A 19,387-nucleotide genomic window follows, 5' to 3' on the forward strand; every position below is an offset into this window, starting at 1 on the left:
GCGGAGGTCTACCATTCGTGCAGAGGCTTTTCCTACTCGTCGCTATCAATTTGCTTCTTCTTTTCCAATGTGGGTCTTCCTCCCAAGATGAAGAACGAGCGAGCCTCATCCTAAACCAATTCTTATTGAATGGAACGGGTGCCCTTTCTTATTCGCCTACAGACTGTTCCGCGATAGCAAATCCGAATGATCCTTTTTTCAACTACCAATGGCACCTTAGGAACACAGGCCAGGCTATGTACTCCGCAAGCCAGTCTGCCGGCCTTGCGGGGATGGATCTAAATGTGAGTACGGTTTGGCAAAATGGCCTTTCAGGCAAAGGTAGTATCATCGGTATAGTGGATGATGGTGTTCTCTTAGATCATGAAGACCTTTTGCCAAATGCTAGGTCTGATAGTGTTAATTTTCTCTTTGGATCCAACGGTTTAGCAAAAAATGATACTGGTGGTCAACTTGCAAATCATGGGACCTCAGTGGCAGGATTAATCTCCGCACGCGGAGGAAATTCCATCGGAGTAACAGGAGTGGCCCCATGCTCCAGTTTTACTGCCTTTAATTTTCTTTCTAGGCCAACAGACACAAATTTAACCATCTCCTTGAGTGAAAATAAACAAATCCATATTTCTAACAATAGTTGGGGGAGTACTGACGGATCTGGCCATTACCAGTCAGCTCCCAGCATATTCTTTTCGGCAATCGAATCCGGTATCAAAAACGGGCGTAATCAGCTCGGAACGATTTATGTGTGGGCTGCTGGAAATGGTGCAGGGACCTTAGGCGAACCTGTAGGAACCGAGGTTGACAACTCAAATTACGATGGTTATACGAATCATTATGGAACCATCACAGTTACGGGTATATTGAATGACGGAACACGAGCTTCCTATTCAGAAAAGGGAACCAATCTTTGGTTAGCTGCTTTTACAGGAAGAGATGGAATTGTGAATACTGCACTGAGCACTACAGACAACTTTGGTACTGGAGTAGAATGGGGATATAATCCAGGAGATGGATCCACCGCGTTTCCAGTCTCGAGCTCATATAACTTCAGCAATCAAAAATACCACAATTCTTTCAATGGAACCTCTGGAGCTGCTCCTCAGGTGGCCGGTGTCATTGCTTTGCTTTTGGAAAAATACCCTAACCTAACATGGAGAGATACAAAGAAAATTTTAGCAAAATCGGCAAAACAAGTCAATCCTTCTCATAGTTCTTGGGTCACAACAGGAAAAGCATACACATTTAGCAATGTATTCGGATTTGGTGCTGTTGATGCCGCTCAGGCACTCAACATTGCTTCTTCATGGACCTCTGTTGGGAGCTCAAGTAGCCTAAAGGTTTATACAAAAGAGGCAAACATATCCCATGCAATCAATACATCCGGGACGTTTACATCTTATTCTATCTCCATCTCTGGCTCCGGAATCACAAAAATAGAATCCATCCAACTCTATCTCAGCTCGGATCATACAAATCCTGGCGAGCTCACTATGGAACTAGAAGCTCAAGATGGGATTAAATTTGAATTCCATGAAAACCATCTTTGCTATTCTGGACCAAAGAAAACACTACCAACTATCAACTGTTCTGCTTTGTCGAACCATCCGTTCGGAATCAATGGCTTCCTAGATTATGCCGCAGACGGAACATGGAAAATCAATGTAAAGGATACAAATACTGGTACAGCTGCTGGAAATCTTACAAAGTACAAAATCATTTTTTATGGATCCTGATCTCTTTTAGATCAACAAATTTATCCTTGTTCCAGGAGGCCGTTTTTTCAATGTATCTGAAAACCGTCTAAGGAATCCGAAATGAGCACAGCAAAATTACTATCTACATATCTTTCTCAATCCCAAAAGTTCTTTCTTCAATTTGGCGGACAAGGCTCTCCTTATTTAAAAGAATTAGCAAAACTCTACCAAGATCCAAACTTAAAAGAATTTTTTGACGTTACCTTCCAAACAACATCTGAGATCTACGCCAGAGAAAAATCCTCCCCATTTTTAAATGAAGGATTTGATTTTAAAGCATGGGTAGAAAACCCAGATGCTGCTCCTTCTGAAGAGTACCTTGCGCGTGCACCTATTTCTGTTCCAGGGATTTTCATGACCCAGATTGCAAACTATGTCCTACTTACAAAGAGTGGATATAGCACTTCAGAACTTTTACAGGCGACTGGAGCCATCAGTGGCCATAGCCAAGGTGTGATTGCTGGTGCATTTGTGGGACTAGGTAAAGAAGGTAAAGACTTTTTGACTGCCTATGCTGATTTCCTAAGATTTGTCTTTTATTTGGGCTATAATGGACAGAAAGTGTATCCTGATTTTTCTATCTCACCTGACCTGGTGCAGGCGAACCTAGACAATGGCGATAAAAATCCTGCGCCTATGGTTGCGGTGATCGGGTATACAAAAGATGAGTTAGAAAGCCGAGTCAAAGAAACCAATGAATCTTTGGGATTAAAGGGAAAAGATACAATTTATATTTCCCTATACAATACACCCGATTCTATGATACTCTCTGCTCTTCCGTCTTCCTTGGTAAAATTTAGAAGCAAATGGAAAGCAGAAATGGACGAAAAGAAATTTAAGTTTGTCTACTTAAAGACAACGGCTCCTTTCCACTGCCCATTCATGGATGAATCATTGCCGTCTTTCGAGAATGGCGATGCCTCAATCGTTCCATTCCCTTATACTGGTGAAGATCTAAAAGTTCCAGTCTACAGCATCTATGATGGACACAACCTACAGTCAGAAGGAAATCTAAGAAATGTCCTTTTTAAAATGGTTCTCATTGAACCCTTGTTTTGGGATTTGGCTATTGCTCCTGTCATCAAAGACAACAGTATCCAAGGTATTATCGATTTTGGCCCAAGTGTTGTTAGCCAAAGGCTTACTGGCGGGCACTTAAAAGCTCTAAATATCGAAAAATTATCACTTTGTGTTTCCAACGCAAAGGAGCTCAAACAACTAATCGAAGTTTAATGAATCCATCTACACTTCGTGCTGCCAACAAACTTAATCTCATTAGGATACTTTCAGCGCATCCCGATGGATTGAGTTTGGAGGAGCTGCAGAAGATTTCTGGCCACAAATCACTTGGCTCTCTTAAAAATGAACTAGGAGAGCTCTGTATGATTGAGATGTATCCTTATTCTCCTTTGGATTATGTGGAAGTGGAATACGATGGAGAAAAAGTAAAGATACGACTCCCTGTCCCCATCGACAAACATATACCCATGAATCCTGAGGAGTGGTTGCAACTCCGAAAGTTATTGAGCCAAACGACACATGAGGATGAAAAAAAATATTCTGAGTCCATCCTCAAAAAAATCGATTCCATCATACCGACTGGAAACTTCGAACCCAATCTTGCGACACAGGCTTTGATCAAAAAAGCCATCGAAACAAAATCCGTTTTAGTCATTGGCTATTGGAAACGGGATAAACGAGAAAAGGAATCACGATCTGTCCAACCTTGGATCTATTGGGAGGCAAGTGATGACTATTTGTTGGCTTTTGATTTAGAAAAAAAGGAATTTAGATCTTTTCGTTTGGATTGTATTCTCTCAGCAGAACTGTCAAACCAAGCAACTACTGAGTTGCCAGAGTCGGCCAAGGATTGGTTAGACCGCTTTTCACAACTGATTTCCCAAAAACAGGTCTCCTCAACAACTCTCGTACAACTTTGGTTAACAGAAAGTGCTTCTTACCATTTAGGCCAGAGAATTGAGTTAAAGCCAATATCTGGTTCAAAATCTTTCCATGGGATTCCCTATCGACTTTTTTCTTCACCTCTAGTGGACGAACAATGGTTTGTCCATACAATCCTTTCCTACGGAAAATCTGCCATCATCCATTCCCCTGAATCTCTACAACAAAGAGTCATTCAAATTCTTGGTGATATCGTTTCGACTAACTCTCAATAGGTTTTTGGAATGGGGATTTCACCTGCAAAAATCAACCTAGGACTGGAAGTTCCCTTTCGCAGGGAGGATGGCTATCATGAGATACGCAGTATATTTTTAAAAATCAACTTTGCAGACTCCTTTGAGGCGAGAATCCTGAAGGAAAAAGGCGAATCCCGCTTCCACTTAGTCTCAAAAAATCTTTTGAAAGGCCATAGGTTCCAACTGTTCGAGGCTGTCTCAGAGCGAGGGGATCTAAGTAAAAATATTTTATGGAAATCCTTCCAAAGTCTTCTGCCCCATTTGAAAACACCAATCCAAGTTACCATCCACTTGGAAAAGCGTATCCCTCCAGAAGGCGGAATTGGCGGTGGGAGTTCCAATGCCGGTAGCTTTCTTGCGGCTCTATTTCCTTATACAGATCTTGAGGAAGCAGATAAACTTTCGATTGCAAAGTCGATAGGAGCCGATGTTCCTTTTTTCCTCCAAAAATCACATTGTTGGGTGCAAGGAATCGGAGATATTTTAGAACCTATTGAAGTTGGGAATGGATATGGGGTTCTGGCGATTCCTCCCTTGAGTTTATCAACAAAAGCAATGTACGCTGGGCTCCAAAAAAGTTTACAAAGAAGCCCAGTCTCAAAAGTATGGAAAACTCTGGCAGAGGATGTGATCAAAAATCTTCAAGTCGGTGCCTGGAAGCAGCTCAACGGTCTTCTCGAGAATGAATTTGAGAAAGTTGCGTTTGTAGACCACCCCGGTTTAAGAGATTTGAAGCATGGGTTTTTCAAAAACGGAGCGGCATATGCCTCTCTCTCAGGTTCAGGCTCTTGTTTGTATGGTCTTGTCAATAGCCAAACGGAACAGACTGAACTTTTGAAAGCTATGACTTTACAATTTCCAGAGATTGAGTTTTTGTCCTTTGCATTTTGAAACTGGCCTGTAGCCAAGCGGTAAGGCAGCGGTTTTTGGTATCGCCATTTCCTAGGTTCGAATCCTAGCAGGCCAGCCAGGTTTCTCAAACATTGATTATATGACTATTGCACCTACTGTAACTGCTGTTATTCTAGCGGCAGGGAAAGGAACTCGAATGAAGAGTGAACTTCCCAAGGTTGCGGTTGTACTGAACCAATCCCCACTTTTAATACACGTCCTGAAAAATATCGAATCAGCAAATATCAAACGAAAGATTGTGGTTGTTGGATACCGAAAGGACGTCGTAACAGAAATCGCAAAATCATTTCCAGGTGTTGAATTTGCAGAACAAACAGAACAATTGGGGACTGGGCATGCAGTGCTATCAGCTGAACCACTCATCCAAGAAAACGATCATTACATTTTGGTAGCCTGCGGCGATGCCCCACTTATCTCAGCCCATTCCTTCCAAACTCTTCTTTCTCTACACATCAAAAACCAGTACTCTGCCACAGTTTTGTCAGCTGAGATGACAGATCCAACTGGATATGGTCGTATCATTCGTTCAAATCAGGACGGCTCATTAGTAAGGATAGTTGAGCAGAAAGATGCGACTGAGGAAGAGAAAGCAGTCAAAGAAATCAATACTGGTACCTATTGTTTTACCACAAAACGTTTGTTCCATGCGCTTAAAAAAATTGGCAATGAAAATGCGCAAAAGGAATACTATCTCACTGACGTAATTAAAATTTTAGTAAGCGAAGGTGACAAAGTTGGAGCCATGGTACTCTCTAATGCCTTAGAAAGCCATGGAATCAATTCGCCAGAAGATTTACAAACTGCACAAAATTATTTAGACAAAGGTTTGGTAGGAGTATGAATCCCAACGAGGTTGCTGTATTCTCAGGAAATGCAAATCGTCCTCTCGCTGAAGAAATCTGCAATCAGTTAGGAATTCCCAAGGGTGCGATCTCTGTTAAGAGATTTTCCGATGGGGAGAGTTCTGTAAAGATTGAAGAAAATGTTCGAGGACGCGATGTCTTTGTTGTTCAATCCATAAGTTTTCCAGCAAACGATAGTTTGATGGAGTTACTCCTGATCATAGATGCACTGCGACGCGCATCTGCGCGGAGAATCACTGCTGTGCTCCCGTATTATGGGTATGGTAGACAGGACCGTAAAGTCGAGCCTAGGGTTCCCATTTCCGCTCGCGTTGTCGCAGACCTTATTGAGACAGTTGGTCCTAACCGCGTGCTTACGATGGATTTACATGCCGACCAGATCCAAGGTTTTTTTCGTATCCCCGTTGATCATTTGTATTTTTCACCTGTGCTTGCTGAGTACATAAATTCTCTAAAGATGGACGACCTCGTCATTGTATCGCCAGATTCTGGCGGAGCAGAGCGCGCGCGCAATTTTGGGAAGAAGGTAAATGGCTCCTTAGCAATTATTGACAAACGTCGTCCAAAAGCAAACGAGTCTGTCGTTATGAATGTGATAGGCGATATCAAAGACAAAAACTGTTTACTTTTAGATGATATGATTGATACGGGCGGAACCATTGCAAAAGCGGCAATGGCGCTATATGAAAATGGTGCCAAGTCCGTCCTTTGCTGCGCAACGCATGGGGTCCTCTCTGGCGAGGCTCCAGAAAAATTAAACCAAGCAAACTTCAAACAGATCGTATTATCAAATTCGATCATGATACCAGAGACTAAAAAAATAAATAACTTGAAAACGCTCTCTATCGCTCCACTGTTTGCTAAAGCCATCGAAAGGATTCACAAAGAAGAATCCATCTCTAGTCTGTTTTTATAAAATAAGGAACATAATCATGGAAAAATTGAAATTAAAACTTGAACCAAGAGCAGAAAAAGGAAAAGGACCAGCACGTCGATTGCGAACGGCAGGTCTTGTGCCTGCCAACATCATTGGCAATGGCCAAGCTACCTCTGCATCTGTTGTAGAGAAAGAAATCCAAAAACTCATCGATTCAGGAATTAGAAAAGCTACCTTAATCGAAATCGAACTCGATGGAAAAAAAGAAAATGTCTTCGTTAAAGAAGTACAAAGATTTCCTCACACAGGACAGATTCGTCACATCGACTTTTTCAAAGTTACACCTGGCAAAAAAATCCTCACTACAGTAGCAGTTAAAACTGTTGGAGTGGCTAAAGGATCTAAGGCCGGAGGACAGTTTGAGCATCTCATCCATGAATTGAAAGTGAAATCCACACCAGAAGATTTAGTAGATGTGATCAGTGTCGATGTTTCTCATTTAGATGTAGGCATGAGTATCAAAGTATCTGAACTTCCTACACCGAAGTCCTGGGACATAGTGATCAATGGAGATCCGATTGTAACATCATGCAACAAAACTAAGGCGATTCTTGCAGCAGAAAGAGCGGAGAAGGCGGAAGCAGAAAAAGACAAAAAACCTGCTGCCAAAAAAGCCGCAGCTAAAAAGTAAACTAGAGATTAGTTTTACATGAAGCTGATCGTCGGCCTAGGGAATCCAGGCGATAAGTACAACAACAATCGATCCAACATCGGTTTCAAAATCCTCGATGTCATTGCGAACAACATTGGCATCGAGATCAAAACAAAGAAGAAAAAATCTTTGATTGGACGCGGTGAATTCGAGGGCGATGAAGTTGTACTTTTGAAACCACAAACATTTAGTGACCTATCTGGTGAGTCCGTACTATACATTGCCAGTTTTCTGAAAATCCAAGTAAAGGACATAGTTCTAATCCATGAAGATTTGCAATTGGATTTAGGGCAGATTGTCGTTACAAAAGGTGGAGACAGCTATGGGCATCCTGGCGTAGAATCTGTCTCTTTATCCCTCCGTTCCCCCAATTTCATCAGAATTCGGATCGGTGTCAAAAATCCGAAGTTCAATCCGAAAAAAAGGGAAGAATTTTTACGTGATGATTTTGAGCCATTGGAGAATCTAAGTCTGATTCAGATCATCAACGATGCGGAAGCCGCAATTCGATCGATTTCCATGGGCGATATCGACGAAGTGATACAGAAATATCACCTTTGATCCAGTCTAATCAAGGAGACTGCTTTCATGAACAAAAACATCAAATCTGTATTCCTCTTCTTACTCATTTTACTCGTCGTTCTGTATACGCTTTATAAAGGTCAAGATTTCGCAGGAAAGCCGGACGAAATCAGTTACTCTGAGTTCTTAAACATGGTAGAACCGGTAGAAGGAAAAAAACCTATCGGTAGAATCACCTCGAAAGATGGAAAGGATGTCACCAACAAACAACAAATCATGATAGACCGTGATTTGATTGAAGGATGGTACATACCAAATGATTCCAAAGACAACAAGCCCAAAGCCTTCAAAACCAATATTGCTCCCATTAACGATGATTTGGTGACAAAACTTCGCAAATCTCGATTATCATTCACAGCAAAGTCCCCAGAAGAAAATAAATTCCTAAGTGTCATTTATGGCATTCTTCCTTGGCTGTTCATTTTAGGTTTCATTTGGTTTATCATGATGCGACAGCTCCAGGCATCGGGAAACAAAGCCTTTACATTTGGAAAATCTAGAGCCAAAATGAACGTAGACCCAAAAGTGAAAGTCACCTTCAATGATGTGGCGGGTTGTGAGGAAGCAAAAGTTGAGCTCCTTGAAATCATTGAATTTCTTAAAGATCCCAAAAAATTCCAAGCAATTGGCGCTCGTATTCCCAAAGGAGTCTTGTTAGTCGGTCCTCCAGGAACCGGTAAGACTCTACTTGCGAAAGCAGTTGCTGGTGAAGCTGGTGTACCCTTCTTCTCGATATCTGGATCAGACTTTGTCGAAATGTTTGTAGGCGTTGGAGCCTCTCGAGTTCGCGATCTGTTTGACCAAGGTAAAAAGAATGCACCTTGTATCATATTTATCGATGAGATTGATGCGGTAGGACGTTTGCGTGGAGCAGGTCTTGGCGGTGGTCACGATGAACGTGAACAAACCCTAAACCAAATGTTAGTTGAAATGGATGGCTTTGAGATGAACGAAGGTGTCATCGTGATGGCCGCCACAAACAGAGCCGATGTATTGGACCCTGCTCTCCTCCGTCCAGGTCGTTTTGATAGACAGGTCATTGTTGACCTACCTGATCTCAGAGGCCGTGAAGAAATCCTAAAAGTGCATGCAAAAAAAGTTCCTATGGTATCTGATATTTCTATCTCTTCCATAGCTCGGGGAACACCTGGATTTACCGGTGCGGATCTTGCGAACTTGATCAACGAGGCTGCTCTCCTTGCCGCAAGACGAAATAAAAAGCGTGTAACGCAAGAAGAGTTAGAGGAAGCCAGGGATAAGGTTTTGATGGGACCAGAACGAAAGTCCATGCTCATATCTGACAAAGAGAAAGAAATGACTGCCTACCATGAAGCCGGGCATGCTCTCTTGGGTACTTTGCTCCCTTATACAGAACCTGTGCACAAAGTAACAATCATCCCAAGAGGAAGAGCACTTGGCCTAACCCAATCCTTACCTGTAGAAGACCGTCACTCTTACCGTAAACAATATTGCTTGGATAGAATAGTGATGTCAATGGGTGGCTTCATTGCCGAAGAACTCATCTTTGGCGATCCGTCTAATGGATCCAGCAATGACATCCAACAGGCGACCAACATCGCTCGTCGTATGGTATGTGAATGGGGTATGTCCGAAAAACTAGGCACAATCAACTACGGTGGGGGTGAAAATTCTCCTTTTGTTGGACGAGACTACGGAAATTCAAATAAGCCTTATTCAGAAGAATTTGCGGCTATGATTGACCAGGAAGTGAAACGCATTGTCCAATCCTCTCTTGACAGAGGAAGGGATTTAGTTCGGAAGAACAAGGCAAAGCTCGAATCAATTGCAAAGGCTTTACTGGCAAAAGAGACGATCGATGCAGACGAATTGATGGCCATCGTTCACCCTGCGGGAGAAAAATCTTCTGACCCTTCGCAAAAGAGTGGCAATTCGTCCAAAAAAACGAAGGGAAGCACAAAACCTGCCTTTACCTAGATGAAATTCTGGCTCTTCAAAACTGAGCCTGATGTCTTCTCCATTGACGACCTAGAAAGAGAGAAAGTCTCTTTCTGGGAGGGAGTTAGGAACTACCAGGCCAGAAATTATTTAAGAGATGAAGTTAAGTTAGGTGATTTAATTCTATTCTACCATAGCAGTACACAACCAACTGGGATCGTAGGCATTGCTGAAGTAGTTGGGGAGGGAGAACCTGACCCTCACCAGTTTAATGCCAAAAGCCCGTACTATGATGAAAAAGCAGACCCCAATAAACCACGGTGGTTTGGAGTTAGAATCAAGCTCAAACATAGATTCAAAGAGATACTCACCCTGGAAACACTTAGAAACGAAGCCAAACTAAAGGATATGCTCCTCTTAAAAAGGGGGATGCGGCTCTCGATTCAACCGGTCAGTGATCGAGAATTCCAAAGGATCAATGAACTAGGGCTTCGATGAGAATACCATAACTGCTTTTACACGATCAATGTTTTGAAATTTTGCATCTTGGTAGTAGTAAGCTCCTGTACCTAAATAAGAAAAATCTGGGTTCAAGATATTGCGCCTCTGCGCTGGGGCATTCATCCAAGTTTCAACCAAATAATCTGCCAAACTAATGTAGGTATGGTTGGGGATGGGCGGACCATTACGAGTATAACTAAACTTCTTATGGGTATTTTGGTCAGGTGTATAAAGAGGTGTACCTGGTTTGTAATCCAGAGCAAAAGCCGAGATAATATTTTCACCAGAAATCGGTTTTACCAATCCAACCAATTCTAGTCTGTCTCTTAAGGTTTCTTTTCCAGTGACCTTGCTAGTGTGAGAGTAAAAATCATATTTTACCATATCTTGTGCATGGCCAAAGGCAGCTTGTTCGCATAAACTCGAATATTTAAATGCCTTCATCCCAAGCTTTCTCCTCTCTTTGCTTGCCGTGTAGAAGATTGCAGCATGCAAAAGTGGGTAGTCAAAATTTTGAAAGTCGATGGTTTGTTTTGCAGGTTCGTAAGAGAAGAAGGTTTGCTCATTGAAAGAGTTGTATTGTTCTGCTGTCCAATTTCCTGAAGAGGGAATGTTTCTTCCATCTTCGATAGATTCTAAAAAGGCCAACTCAGTCTTTGGCTGAGTATCTTCCTGAACTGTTTCTTTTTTTTCAATTTTCTTTTCTGGAACAACCACCTTCTCAACCTTTGGCGGAGGACTGACACAAGAGATTAAAAATAAGATTAAAATTGAGATAGTGGTTCGCGTAACAAATAACATAGCTTCTCCTATAAAAATCGATTGTAGTCTTGGATCATATTGTTGATCAAATTGCGTTCTTTATTGTACTCGATTAATTTTGCTTCTTTGATACCAGTTTCCCAGATTAGTAAAAAGGGAATGCCAACAAGCGTACTGTGTTTTTGTCGGTATCTTTCTCTACCTACCATTCTATCATTCACATAAAATTCTGCAATGAGTACTCTTTCTTTTGAAAAAATAGAGGGCAATAGTCCAAGTGTGCTGACCATAAAAAGAGAAGAGATAGATGAGATCCAAAAATGCTCATATTCATTGACCTCTGCCGTATAGATGTCGATATGATTGGCACTACGTATTCCATCGGAAAGCACCCTTCCAAAGAATCCAGTATCCATTAAATACTTTGCATACAGTTGAGAAAGCTCATTGGTTTGTTTAGGTGATTCCGGGGAAGTAACTTTGATTGTCAAGAGGGCTAATCGTTGGTTTAAAAACGGTTTTGTTACGATTGGTACGTCTTCAGATAAGTAGTTATGGCACTGATTAAATCCAAAAAGAATGAAGATCACTACTGCTAACTTTTCCCGCATACCTGGGCATGAGGATATTTGCATTTTTAGGTATGAAAAGCCTTTTTTATTCAATTAAAAGGAAAAATCCACAATGGAGCTGATATGAAGTATACCTCCTCCTAAACAAACAAAGATCATCCAAGCAACGATAGAAATCAATCCACCAATCTTAGCCATATCCCAACTTTTAATACCACCATATCCAAAAGCCAAAGCATTTGGTGGTGTTGAAATGGGAAAGGGCATAGCCAATGAGGCTCCTATGGTAGCGCCCAAAGCGGCAGGAAGGATCAATTCTTGCGGGAGGCCTAGAGTGATGGGAAGCATCAAATTCGCAACCGAGGTATTGCTCAAAAAACAAGAAAGAATTAGAGACATAAAGCTAAAGAATAAAAACAAAAACATAAGAGAGTGTTCATTTAACGAGAAGGATGTGATGAAATGTTTCGCAAGACCAGTTTCCTCCATTGCCTTACCTAAGGCAATCCCTCCTCCCATCAAAACTAAAACATCCCAAGAGAGAGAACGAAATTCTTCCAATGACAATAGTTTTGTGCCAAAGAAAACTATAACTGGAAACAAAGCTATGGTACCATTCGCGATACCATGAAAGTCTGAAGTCATCCAGGCAAAGATGGTTATCACAATGATAGATATGGAAAACCACTCAGCATTGGAAAAGATGCGAGACTCGGTGGCAATCGTGAAGTGTTTGAATGTCTCATCCTTTTCTGGCTTGGCATAGAAATAATAAATGAGCAGAATTAAGATTAGGATTGAAGTTAAAGCTACAGGAACTGCAAAACCCATCCAAGTTAAAAAACCAAAATCCAATCCCCTCTCCTTTAGGTAACCAATACCTATGACATTTGGTAAAGTCCCTACTGGTGTTGCGATCCCTCCCAAATTTGCCGAGAAGGGTACGAGTAATAGAATTCCTTTTCGAAAACTAGAAGATTCTGGAAAACGTGCCATCATGGGCATGACAAGGCCTAACATCATAGCCGCCGTTGCGGTATTATTCATCCAAAAGGATAAAAATCCAGTCACCAGGCCAATCCCAAGTAAGAAACGAAAGGAAGAACCTCTGCTTTGTGAAAGAACGATCTTTGCGAGTCTTTCGTCTAACCTATACCGAGAGATTGCTTGTGATATTACAAAGCCACCTAAGAACAATAAGATGGTATCAGAAAAGTAACAAGAAAGAAAAACGATGGGTTTTGGCCTTGGTTCAGTCCAAACTGGTAACAACCAAGATAATTCTAAAAATAAAATGATAAAACCAGTTACATAGAGCGGGATCAGCTCCGTCAGCCAAAGATAGGTTGCCAACAAAGCAATGGACAAATTGACAGATTGCACTTTGTTTAGAGAAAACCATTGCTCATAATATCCAAAAATTGCAGGTAAAATGAACAGAACAGGAAATAAGAAGATCGAGATTTTCATAGGGACTTGACGATTGCCTAGCATAGTGGTAGATTCCTATGGAAAGAAAATTTTACTTTCACTATTCAGCATATAGAGGAGATTACTGACAATGTTAAAAAAGATGTTTTTTCATATCATAGGATTTGGCTTGATCTTGGCAGGTTGGTTTGTCTGCGTGATCAATGTTGGTCTTGACAGAGGTGCAACGCCTTTCCGATTTTTTTCTGTTCCAAACGTGATAGGTTTATTGATCATTTTGGTAGGCGCATATTTCCCAGAACTTGCAACCAAGTTCCTCGGTAAAGACGATTCCAAATAAGGACAATATTCGATGTCAATCTCTTATCTAGATTTAAAGCAGGCCGTTCTCGGGAGCGGCCCTATGGGCTTGATCATTTCGAGTCTTTTAGCAAAGAATTTCGATGAGGTTACACTTTGGATACCTGACAAAGAGTTTGTACAACAATTAAAAAAACGTCGCCAAACAGAAATTATGGGAATCACCTTAGATATCCCAGAACATATCGAAATTGTCTCAAGTTTAGATGTATTTGGTCGCGATGATTGGTCCTTTCATATAGCAGTACCATCCAGAATGTGTATGGACAATTTGAATGCCCTCATTGATACCATCTCACCAAAAAATGATTTTGTATTTTCTTTTTTTACCAAAGGCATCCTAGATTCAAAGTATAGAAAGAAGTTTGGTTTTATCTCTTATAGCCAATATCTAGAGCACATTCTTAAAGAAAAAAACATACAATCTTTTGAAATTACCGTGGTAAACGGACCTTCGATGATCGCAGAGATTATGGAAGAAAAAACTGCATTTTTTAATGTAGGTTCCTCCAATAAAGAAGCTAGAGAATACGTAGCCGAACTTCTAGGCTCTTATCTTGTGAACACAAGTACAACAGATGATATTTTAGGCATGGAATTGATTGGTGTCGCGAAGAATCCCATGGCGATTGCATCTGGAATTGTTTCTCTATTGCCCAATTATGGATCTAACCTTTTAGGAGAATTACTTTCGGTAGGCTTTCAAGAGGTACGTGATCTCGCCATGAAGTATGGTGCCCGACCCGATACTGTGATGGGACGCTCAGGTCTGGCCGATTTTATTGCGACTGCAACGAGTGGTAAAAGTAGAAACCGGAATTTTGGAAGGAAAATAGTTGGAGAATTGTTGAGCGGGCAAGAAAAGTTAAATCTTTTGGAAAGAATTGAAATCTTCTTTTCCCCAAAACAATTTATTGAAAAGGAAGCTGAAAAATGGCAGGATAATGTCGAGGGTAGCTATGCGCTTGGAATCTTGATCGAACTTGCGAACGAGATACGCCTTCCCTTCACTTTACATAGAATCCTATTTGATGTTCTGACTAGAAAACAACCACCTGAAGCTTTGATCGAATACATTAAAGGTGGAAAATTACAATCCCAAGCTCCGCCTCCTGTCGTTCTGAAAAAGGTTGGACTCAATTTAACATCGGGCATTGATTTCCAAAATGTCCTCGTCGATAGGATTTTAAAAAGTGTACTAAATGTCCAAGGAAACTTAGGTAGGATCAAAAAGCAATCAACAGCTATCATTGAAACAATTCAAAAACGCTTAACAAAAGCTATCCGAAAAAAACAAAAACTAGAAGAGTCAAAATTCCAATCCGAGATTGAGGTTTGGCAAAAATTTTCACATGCAAGTAAAGATGAAGAATCACTCTATATCAAAGAGATTATTCGTTTTTACGTCAGAGAAATTGCAGATAATTATAGCCCCACCGTAAGAGAATCTCTTTTGAGAGTCATTGCACCCATCCGCTTATTTTCTGGTGGATTCTCGAGGGGATCTATGATCCCACATATTGGTGGAAAGACGGAAGATGTAAAGGCACTCTCATCAAAATACAATGTTTTATACGCTCCGACCCACCGGTCACATTTAGATTCTGTAGAAGTTGCTTATTCAATATTTCATTTGGGACTTCCTGTCCCCCGTTATGCGGCAGGCATCAACCTAATGTCCAATCCTTTTTGGGAGTGGATGCTAAAGTCCTTAGGTGCCTATGCTGTGGACAGAGAGCGAACTAGAAATAGTCTCTATTTAGAATGTTTGACACTTTATTCGCAAGTGATGCTTGAAAAAGGCATCCCATCACTTGTATATCCGGAAGGCACACGGTCTCGGACAGGTGGGATCGTGCCTGTAAAAACAGGGCTTCTCACAACGGCAGTAAATGCATTCAGAAGTTCTGGGACGGAAATTTTAATCGTACCTATTTCTTTGTCTTATGAGTGTGTTCCAGAAGACAATCAATTCTGTGATATCGAAGAAGATCTCTCCATGGCTGGTTTTCTCTCGAAGCGGACTTCCGTACATGTTGAGTTTTGTGATCCGATTCCGATATCTCAGTATGCACACAATGATGACCCTACACTTGAGCTGGCATACAGAATCACCAAAGCTTGGAAGACATACCATAAAATACTGCCAAATCAAATTGTTGCTAAATTAATGATGGAAAATGAATTTCATTTAGATGTAAAGAGCGCAAAGGTATTGGTGGAGGATTTTATCCTAAGACATCCTGGAAATTATTTAACCATGGACCCAGAAGAAATCTGGCACAAAGGCAAAAAAATTCTGGAGAAAAGAAAGTTTGTAGAAGAGATCAATGGTATATTAACTTCTAAAAACGATGCTCTGATCAATTACTATGGTACAATGATTCCTGAAGATGAGGATAAAAAATATTAATCCGAAACTTTATTGGTATGGTTGATTAGATAAACGGCAATTACCGCAAGAGATCCACCGATAAAAACATGCGACTGTATCTTTTCTTCTAAAATAAAAAAACTCGAAAGATAAGCGGATAGTGGCACAATGAAAATGAAAGAACTAGCCGTTGCTGATCCAAGTTTTGTTGAGGCAAAAAAATAAACAGTCGTTCCAAAGGTTGTCGAAATGACAGATAGGTAGGCAATGATCCACCAGAAGGTGGCATTTTGTTGGAAGACATGTAAAAAGCTGGGTTCACGAAACGAAAATAAAAACTCTAATACACTACCGATCGCATAAACAAAGAAACTATAGGAAAGTGTATGTATCCTACTGCCTGTTTTTTGGCTATTTAGCGAAAGAAAGGCCCAAGTCAAGGACGCAAACAAAAAGAATAGATTGCCTGACTGTACCAAATCGGCAAAATTAACTTCCCAAACCTTTAGAATCGTCAATCCTCCTATCAATCCCACAAACAAACCGATTGCCTGTGATTTTAAAATTCCTTTTCGAAATACCAAAGAGACAAGAAAGAATGTCAAGATAGGATTGAGAGTCGTTACCAAAACTCCACCTGCGCCTGGTAAACCCTTGGCAAGTCCTAGAAAAAAAAATTGATTATAGAGTGTATAGATGATTCCACCGATTAATACGTTAAAGTAATCTCTTCCTGAAGGTAATATGATTGGAATGCGAAGAACCAAGAGAAGCGGAATAACAGAAAGCCAGGTGCATAAAAATCTCCAGAAGACCAAAACGTGAATGGGAACAGATACTGAAATCATTTTTGCTAAGGGCCAAGATATCCCCCAAGACAACATTGCCAAAACCAATAAGAAGTAAAAACGTAATCTCATAAGATACCTTTGGAAAGAAGATAATAGATACAATACGTACTCAAAAATGAAATCGGGATTCCGACACCTAAGAAGAGACTGGCAAGATCTGGAAAAATCTTCCGATCAATAAGAAGGATACTGGACGTTACCATAGGTCCCATCGCTGATTCCAAAACAATCGTTTGAAATTCCAGCTTTGATAAATTAAGATTTTGGTATATGATCCAAATTAGCAAAGGTGATAGCAGGAGTTTAAATACCAAACCCAAGGCTAGCATTTTCCTGAAACCTGGGATAGATTTGAAATCAAGAATGCTCCCAACAGAAACCAATGCCAGGGGAGAAAGCGTATCCCCTAATCTTTCGAGAGAACTTAGTATGAAAGTAGGAATGCTGAGCGATTTGAAAAGAATCGCGAATAACAAGGCTATCGCTGGCGGAAATAAGAAAATCCGTTTGCACAAGGATAGAAATGTCCAAGATTTTTCTCCTTGTAACTGAATCAGTATGACTCCAGGAAAACTAAGTACCAAAAAAGTACCAAGTTGGTCACAGATAATGCCGTACGCAAGTGCATCCCTACCTAAATAAGATTCTAATATTGGAATTCCGACGAAGGAAGTATTCCCCAATCCACAACATAAAGTAAGACATACCATCATTTCTTTTGAATAAACATGAATCGAGTAGAGGAAATAAAACAAAAGGAACGCAAATGCAAAAACAAGCCAAGGCATCAATGCTGGTAGTAAAATCTCGGGACTAAGTTTGACTTTATATATTTGATGAAACACCAAGGCAGGCAAGGACAAATACAATATGAATGCATTCAATACTTTAGATGCATCTGAAGGTATGCGATTGTAACGTCTAAGCAAAATTCCAGAAACAAAACAGACCAATAAAAGAAGAAGATTACTCATTAATAATGGTATACTGTTTCTAAAATCTCTTGATTAGCAAAAATACTATTGTCATCTCTTGCCCCATCCAAGCCAAATTTGATGAGTTCAGCATACCCTTTTGCAAAAAGGATGTAAATCGATTCTTGGCTATGGCTTAGATCATATACGCATTGTTCTATGATTTCTGCAAGAGCAATTAATTGGTAAGTCAATTCTGCGATGTAGATTCGATTGATTTCTCTCCATTCTTTGGACTTTGAAACAAAGATAGATTTCCATTCTGTAAATTTTTCGGTAAATTGTTCATAAGGAATCTTTAGGTCGGGTTGCTCATTAGATTTTTTTGTCAGATTCTCCAATAGATTTAAAAAAGATTCATAATTGCGCTTTTTTTGTAGAGAATGTAGAACATGCTCCGAAATGATGAGATGAGTCCCTTCCCAAGTCTCATTGATGATCGAATCATTGTGTAATCTTGGCAAAGGAGAAAAATCCCCAATAATTCCATTTCCACCTAAACAAAGCATGGCCTTTTGTGTGATCATAGAAGCTTGTGAGGACGATTTGTACTTAAGTAATGGCACAAGAATTTCAGAGGAAGGATCTTCTTTTTCTACAAGGTCGATAGATCTGAAATTGACAAATACATTGATAGTTTGCAGTATTTGCATCTCCGCTAAATTTCTCGCATAAGCGGAGAAGTTTTTTACCTTTTTACCATACGCGGTCCTCCATTTACCATATTCAATTGCCTCCATTACCGAACGCCTTGCATTCCCACATGAGCCAAGGCCAACATGCATACGCGATACTTTGATTACATATTTGATTAGGTTTGCAAGTCCATGTGTAGGTCTGCCAAGCTCCTCGGCTTCGACATCATCATAAATGATCTCGACTGTAATCTTTCCGCGTGAACCAATGATATCTTTCTTGCGTACAATGTGATGGCCATTTAGTTCTCCATTTTCTTTGGTTCTCGGAACTAAAAAAAGTCCTACAATATTCGTATTCTCAATTTTTGCTGTCGTTACCCAAAGGTCACCAGGGTTTGAACAGAACCATTTTTCACCGGTCAGTGACCACTTGCCATTTGGTAATTTTTTTGCAATCGTTCGGTTAGCAGATACATTACTTCCACCCACTCGTTCTGTTACATATTGTCCGGCCATAAAATAAGAATCACTTTTTGGATCTGCGACAATTGGTAAGTATTTTCTTTTTTGATCCTCTGTTCCAATTTTTTTGAGTGCCAATATCATTCCATCTGTCATTGCCAGTGGACAAGCGACTCCTCCCTCCCCGTTTAAGTTCATTAGATAAGCGAGAGCATAGCGGTGGATATACGGAAAAGAAAATTGCCAATTTTTGTGAAAGTCTAAATTCACCACACCATGCTGGTAGGAGATTCGTCTTGCTTCCATTTGCTCGGGTGAATACAGAACTAAATCAATTCTTTTGCCGGTCCTATCGAATTTGACTACCTCTCCATATTTCCCTTCTTTATGAGATCTTTCCGTCAGCTCATCTAAAATGCCTCCCACCAAACCTCCATAAACAGAAAGATGTTCCTCCATTGCTTTTGCATGTTCTTTTGGAAAGTGTTCGCTATACCTAAAGACCACCCTCTTTAAAGCTGTATCCATTTCGTAAAAATTTTTGCCACGTAATCCAGGATAGGACGATAGATCATAGTCTTGAAGGGATGGATGTTTCGAGATATGGTGGTTCATACTTCCATTTCCAATCCATACAGAAGATTCTC

General features: G+C 40.5%; 18 protein-coding genes and 1 tRNA gene. 13 read left to right on the plus strand and 6 right to left on the minus strand.

What is annotated here, in order from left to right; all coding sequences use genetic code 11:
- The first annotated feature begins 17 nt into the window (after window positions 1–17).
- The 11 genes from DI060_RS13465 (at window position 18) to DI060_RS13515 (ending at window position 10,313) form a co-directional block, all read left to right on the plus strand.
- A complete protein-coding gene (locus tag DI060_RS13465) occupies window positions 18–1,733 on the plus strand; it encodes a S8 family serine peptidase (protein ID WP_108977482.1) in 1,716 nt (571 codons plus the stop codon).
- Between the two features lie 81 nt (window positions 1,734–1,814).
- Complete coding sequence (locus DI060_RS13470; protein ID WP_108977484.1) at window positions 1,815–2,987, plus strand: ACP S-malonyltransferase; 1,173 nt, start codon at window positions 1,815–1,817, stop codon at window positions 2,985–2,987.
- The gene (locus tag DI060_RS13475) at window positions 2,987–3,931 is read left to right on the plus strand and encodes a WYL domain-containing protein (protein ID WP_108977486.1); all 945 of its coding nucleotides are present in this window, start codon (window positions 2,987–2,989) and stop codon (window positions 3,929–3,931) included. The genes DI060_RS13470 and DI060_RS13475 overlap by 1 nt, the downstream gene beginning before the upstream one ends.
- Window positions 3,932–3,940: 9 nt before the next feature.
- Entirely contained in the window at window positions 3,941–4,843 is a 903-nt protein-coding gene (locus DI060_RS13480) for a 4-(cytidine 5'-diphospho)-2-C-methyl-D-erythritol kinase (RefSeq protein ID WP_108977488.1), read from the plus strand.
- 3 nt (window positions 4,844–4,846) lie between these two features.
- A tRNA-Gln gene (locus DI060_RS13485) sits at window positions 4,847–4,922 on the plus strand.
- Between the two features lie 27 nt (window positions 4,923–4,949).
- Entirely contained in the window at window positions 4,950–5,705 is a 756-nt protein-coding gene (locus DI060_RS13490) for a sugar phosphate nucleotidyltransferase (RefSeq protein WP_439956933.1), read from the plus strand.
- Window positions 5,702–6,643, plus strand: coding sequence for a ribose-phosphate diphosphokinase (locus DI060_RS13495; protein ID WP_108977492.1), 942 nt, complete (start codon window positions 5,702–5,704; stop codon window positions 6,641–6,643). The genes DI060_RS13490 and DI060_RS13495 overlap by 4 nt, the downstream gene beginning before the upstream one ends.
- Before the next feature lie 16 nt (window positions 6,644–6,659).
- A complete protein-coding gene (locus tag DI060_RS13500) occupies window positions 6,660–7,295 on the plus strand; it encodes a 50S ribosomal protein L25/general stress protein Ctc (RefSeq protein WP_108977494.1) in 636 nt (211 codons plus the stop codon).
- Window positions 7,296–7,313: 18 nt separating this feature from the next.
- A complete protein-coding gene (gene pth, locus DI060_RS13505; protein ID WP_108977495.1) occupies window positions 7,314–7,877 on the plus strand; it encodes an aminoacyl-tRNA hydrolase in 564 nt (187 codons plus the stop codon).
- Between the two features lie 27 nt (window positions 7,878–7,904).
- Window positions 7,905–9,854 (plus strand): ATP-dependent zinc metalloprotease FtsH, encoded by a 1,950-nt coding sequence (gene ftsH / locus DI060_RS13510; RefSeq protein WP_108977497.1) that lies wholly within the window; start codon window positions 7,905–7,907, stop codon window positions 9,852–9,854.
- Complete coding sequence (locus tag DI060_RS13515) at window positions 9,855–10,313, plus strand: EVE domain-containing protein (protein WP_108977499.1); 459 nt, start codon at window positions 9,855–9,857, stop codon at window positions 10,311–10,313.
- On the opposite strand, the gene DI060_RS13520 is transcribed toward DI060_RS13515, so the two are convergent.
- The 3 genes from DI060_RS13520 to DI060_RS13530 are packed head-to-tail and all read right to left on the minus strand — an operon-like array spanning window position 10,299 to window position 13,120.
- Window positions 10,299–11,117, minus strand: a complete 819-nt coding sequence (locus DI060_RS13520) for a CAP domain-containing protein (RefSeq protein ID WP_108977500.1) — start codon at window positions 11,115–11,117, stop codon at window positions 10,299–10,301. The genes DI060_RS13515 and DI060_RS13520 overlap by 15 nt on opposite strands.
- A gap of 8 nt (window positions 11,118–11,125) precedes the next feature.
- Window positions 11,126–11,713 (minus strand): hypothetical protein, encoded by a 588-nt coding sequence (locus tag DI060_RS13525; RefSeq protein ID WP_244594407.1) that lies wholly within the window; start codon window positions 11,711–11,713, stop codon window positions 11,126–11,128.
- A gap of 30 nt (window positions 11,714–11,743) precedes the next feature.
- Window positions 11,744–13,120 (minus strand): SLC13 family permease, encoded by a 1,377-nt coding sequence (locus DI060_RS13530; protein ID WP_108978128.1) that lies wholly within the window; start codon window positions 13,118–13,120, stop codon window positions 11,744–11,746.
- A gap of 91 nt (window positions 13,121–13,211) precedes the next feature.
- On the opposite strand from DI060_RS13530, the gene DI060_RS13535 reads away from it, so the two are divergent.
- Both DI060_RS13535 and DI060_RS13540 read left to right on the plus strand, forming a co-directional pair.
- A complete protein-coding gene (locus DI060_RS13535) occupies window positions 13,212–13,421 on the plus strand; it encodes a hypothetical protein (RefSeq protein ID WP_108977502.1) in 210 nt (69 codons plus the stop codon).
- 12 nt (window positions 13,422–13,433) lie between these two features.
- The gene (locus DI060_RS13540) at window positions 13,434–15,854 is read left to right on the plus strand and encodes a 1-acyl-sn-glycerol-3-phosphate acyltransferase (RefSeq protein WP_108977503.1); all 2,421 of its coding nucleotides are present in this window, start codon (window positions 13,434–13,436) and stop codon (window positions 15,852–15,854) included.
- Here DI060_RS13540 and DI060_RS13545 read toward each other — a convergent pair.
- From DI060_RS13545 to DI060_RS13555, 3 genes are read right to left on the minus strand one after another with little or no spacing between them, the layout of a single operon-like run.
- Window positions 15,851–16,735, minus strand: coding sequence for a DMT family transporter (locus DI060_RS13545; RefSeq protein WP_108977504.1), 885 nt, complete (start codon window positions 16,733–16,735; stop codon window positions 15,851–15,853). The genes DI060_RS13540 and DI060_RS13545 overlap by 4 nt on opposite strands.
- Window positions 16,732–17,640 (minus strand): AEC family transporter, encoded by a 909-nt coding sequence (locus tag DI060_RS13550; RefSeq protein ID WP_108977505.1) that lies wholly within the window; start codon window positions 17,638–17,640, stop codon window positions 16,732–16,734. Before DI060_RS13550 ends, DI060_RS13545 begins: the two co-directional genes overlap by 4 nt.
- On the minus strand, window positions 17,640–19,355 hold the full coding sequence (locus DI060_RS13555; protein ID WP_108977506.1) for an acyl-CoA dehydrogenase family protein: 1,716 nt from the start codon (window positions 19,353–19,355) through the stop codon (window positions 17,640–17,642). Before DI060_RS13555 ends, DI060_RS13550 begins: the two co-directional genes overlap by 1 nt.
- Window positions 19,356–19,387 lie beyond the last annotated feature (32 nt).

Source organism: Leptospira ryugenii (assembly GCF_003114855.1).
Classification (GTDB): domain Bacteria; phylum Spirochaetota; class Leptospiria; order Leptospirales; family Leptospiraceae; genus Leptospira_A; species Leptospira_A ryugenii.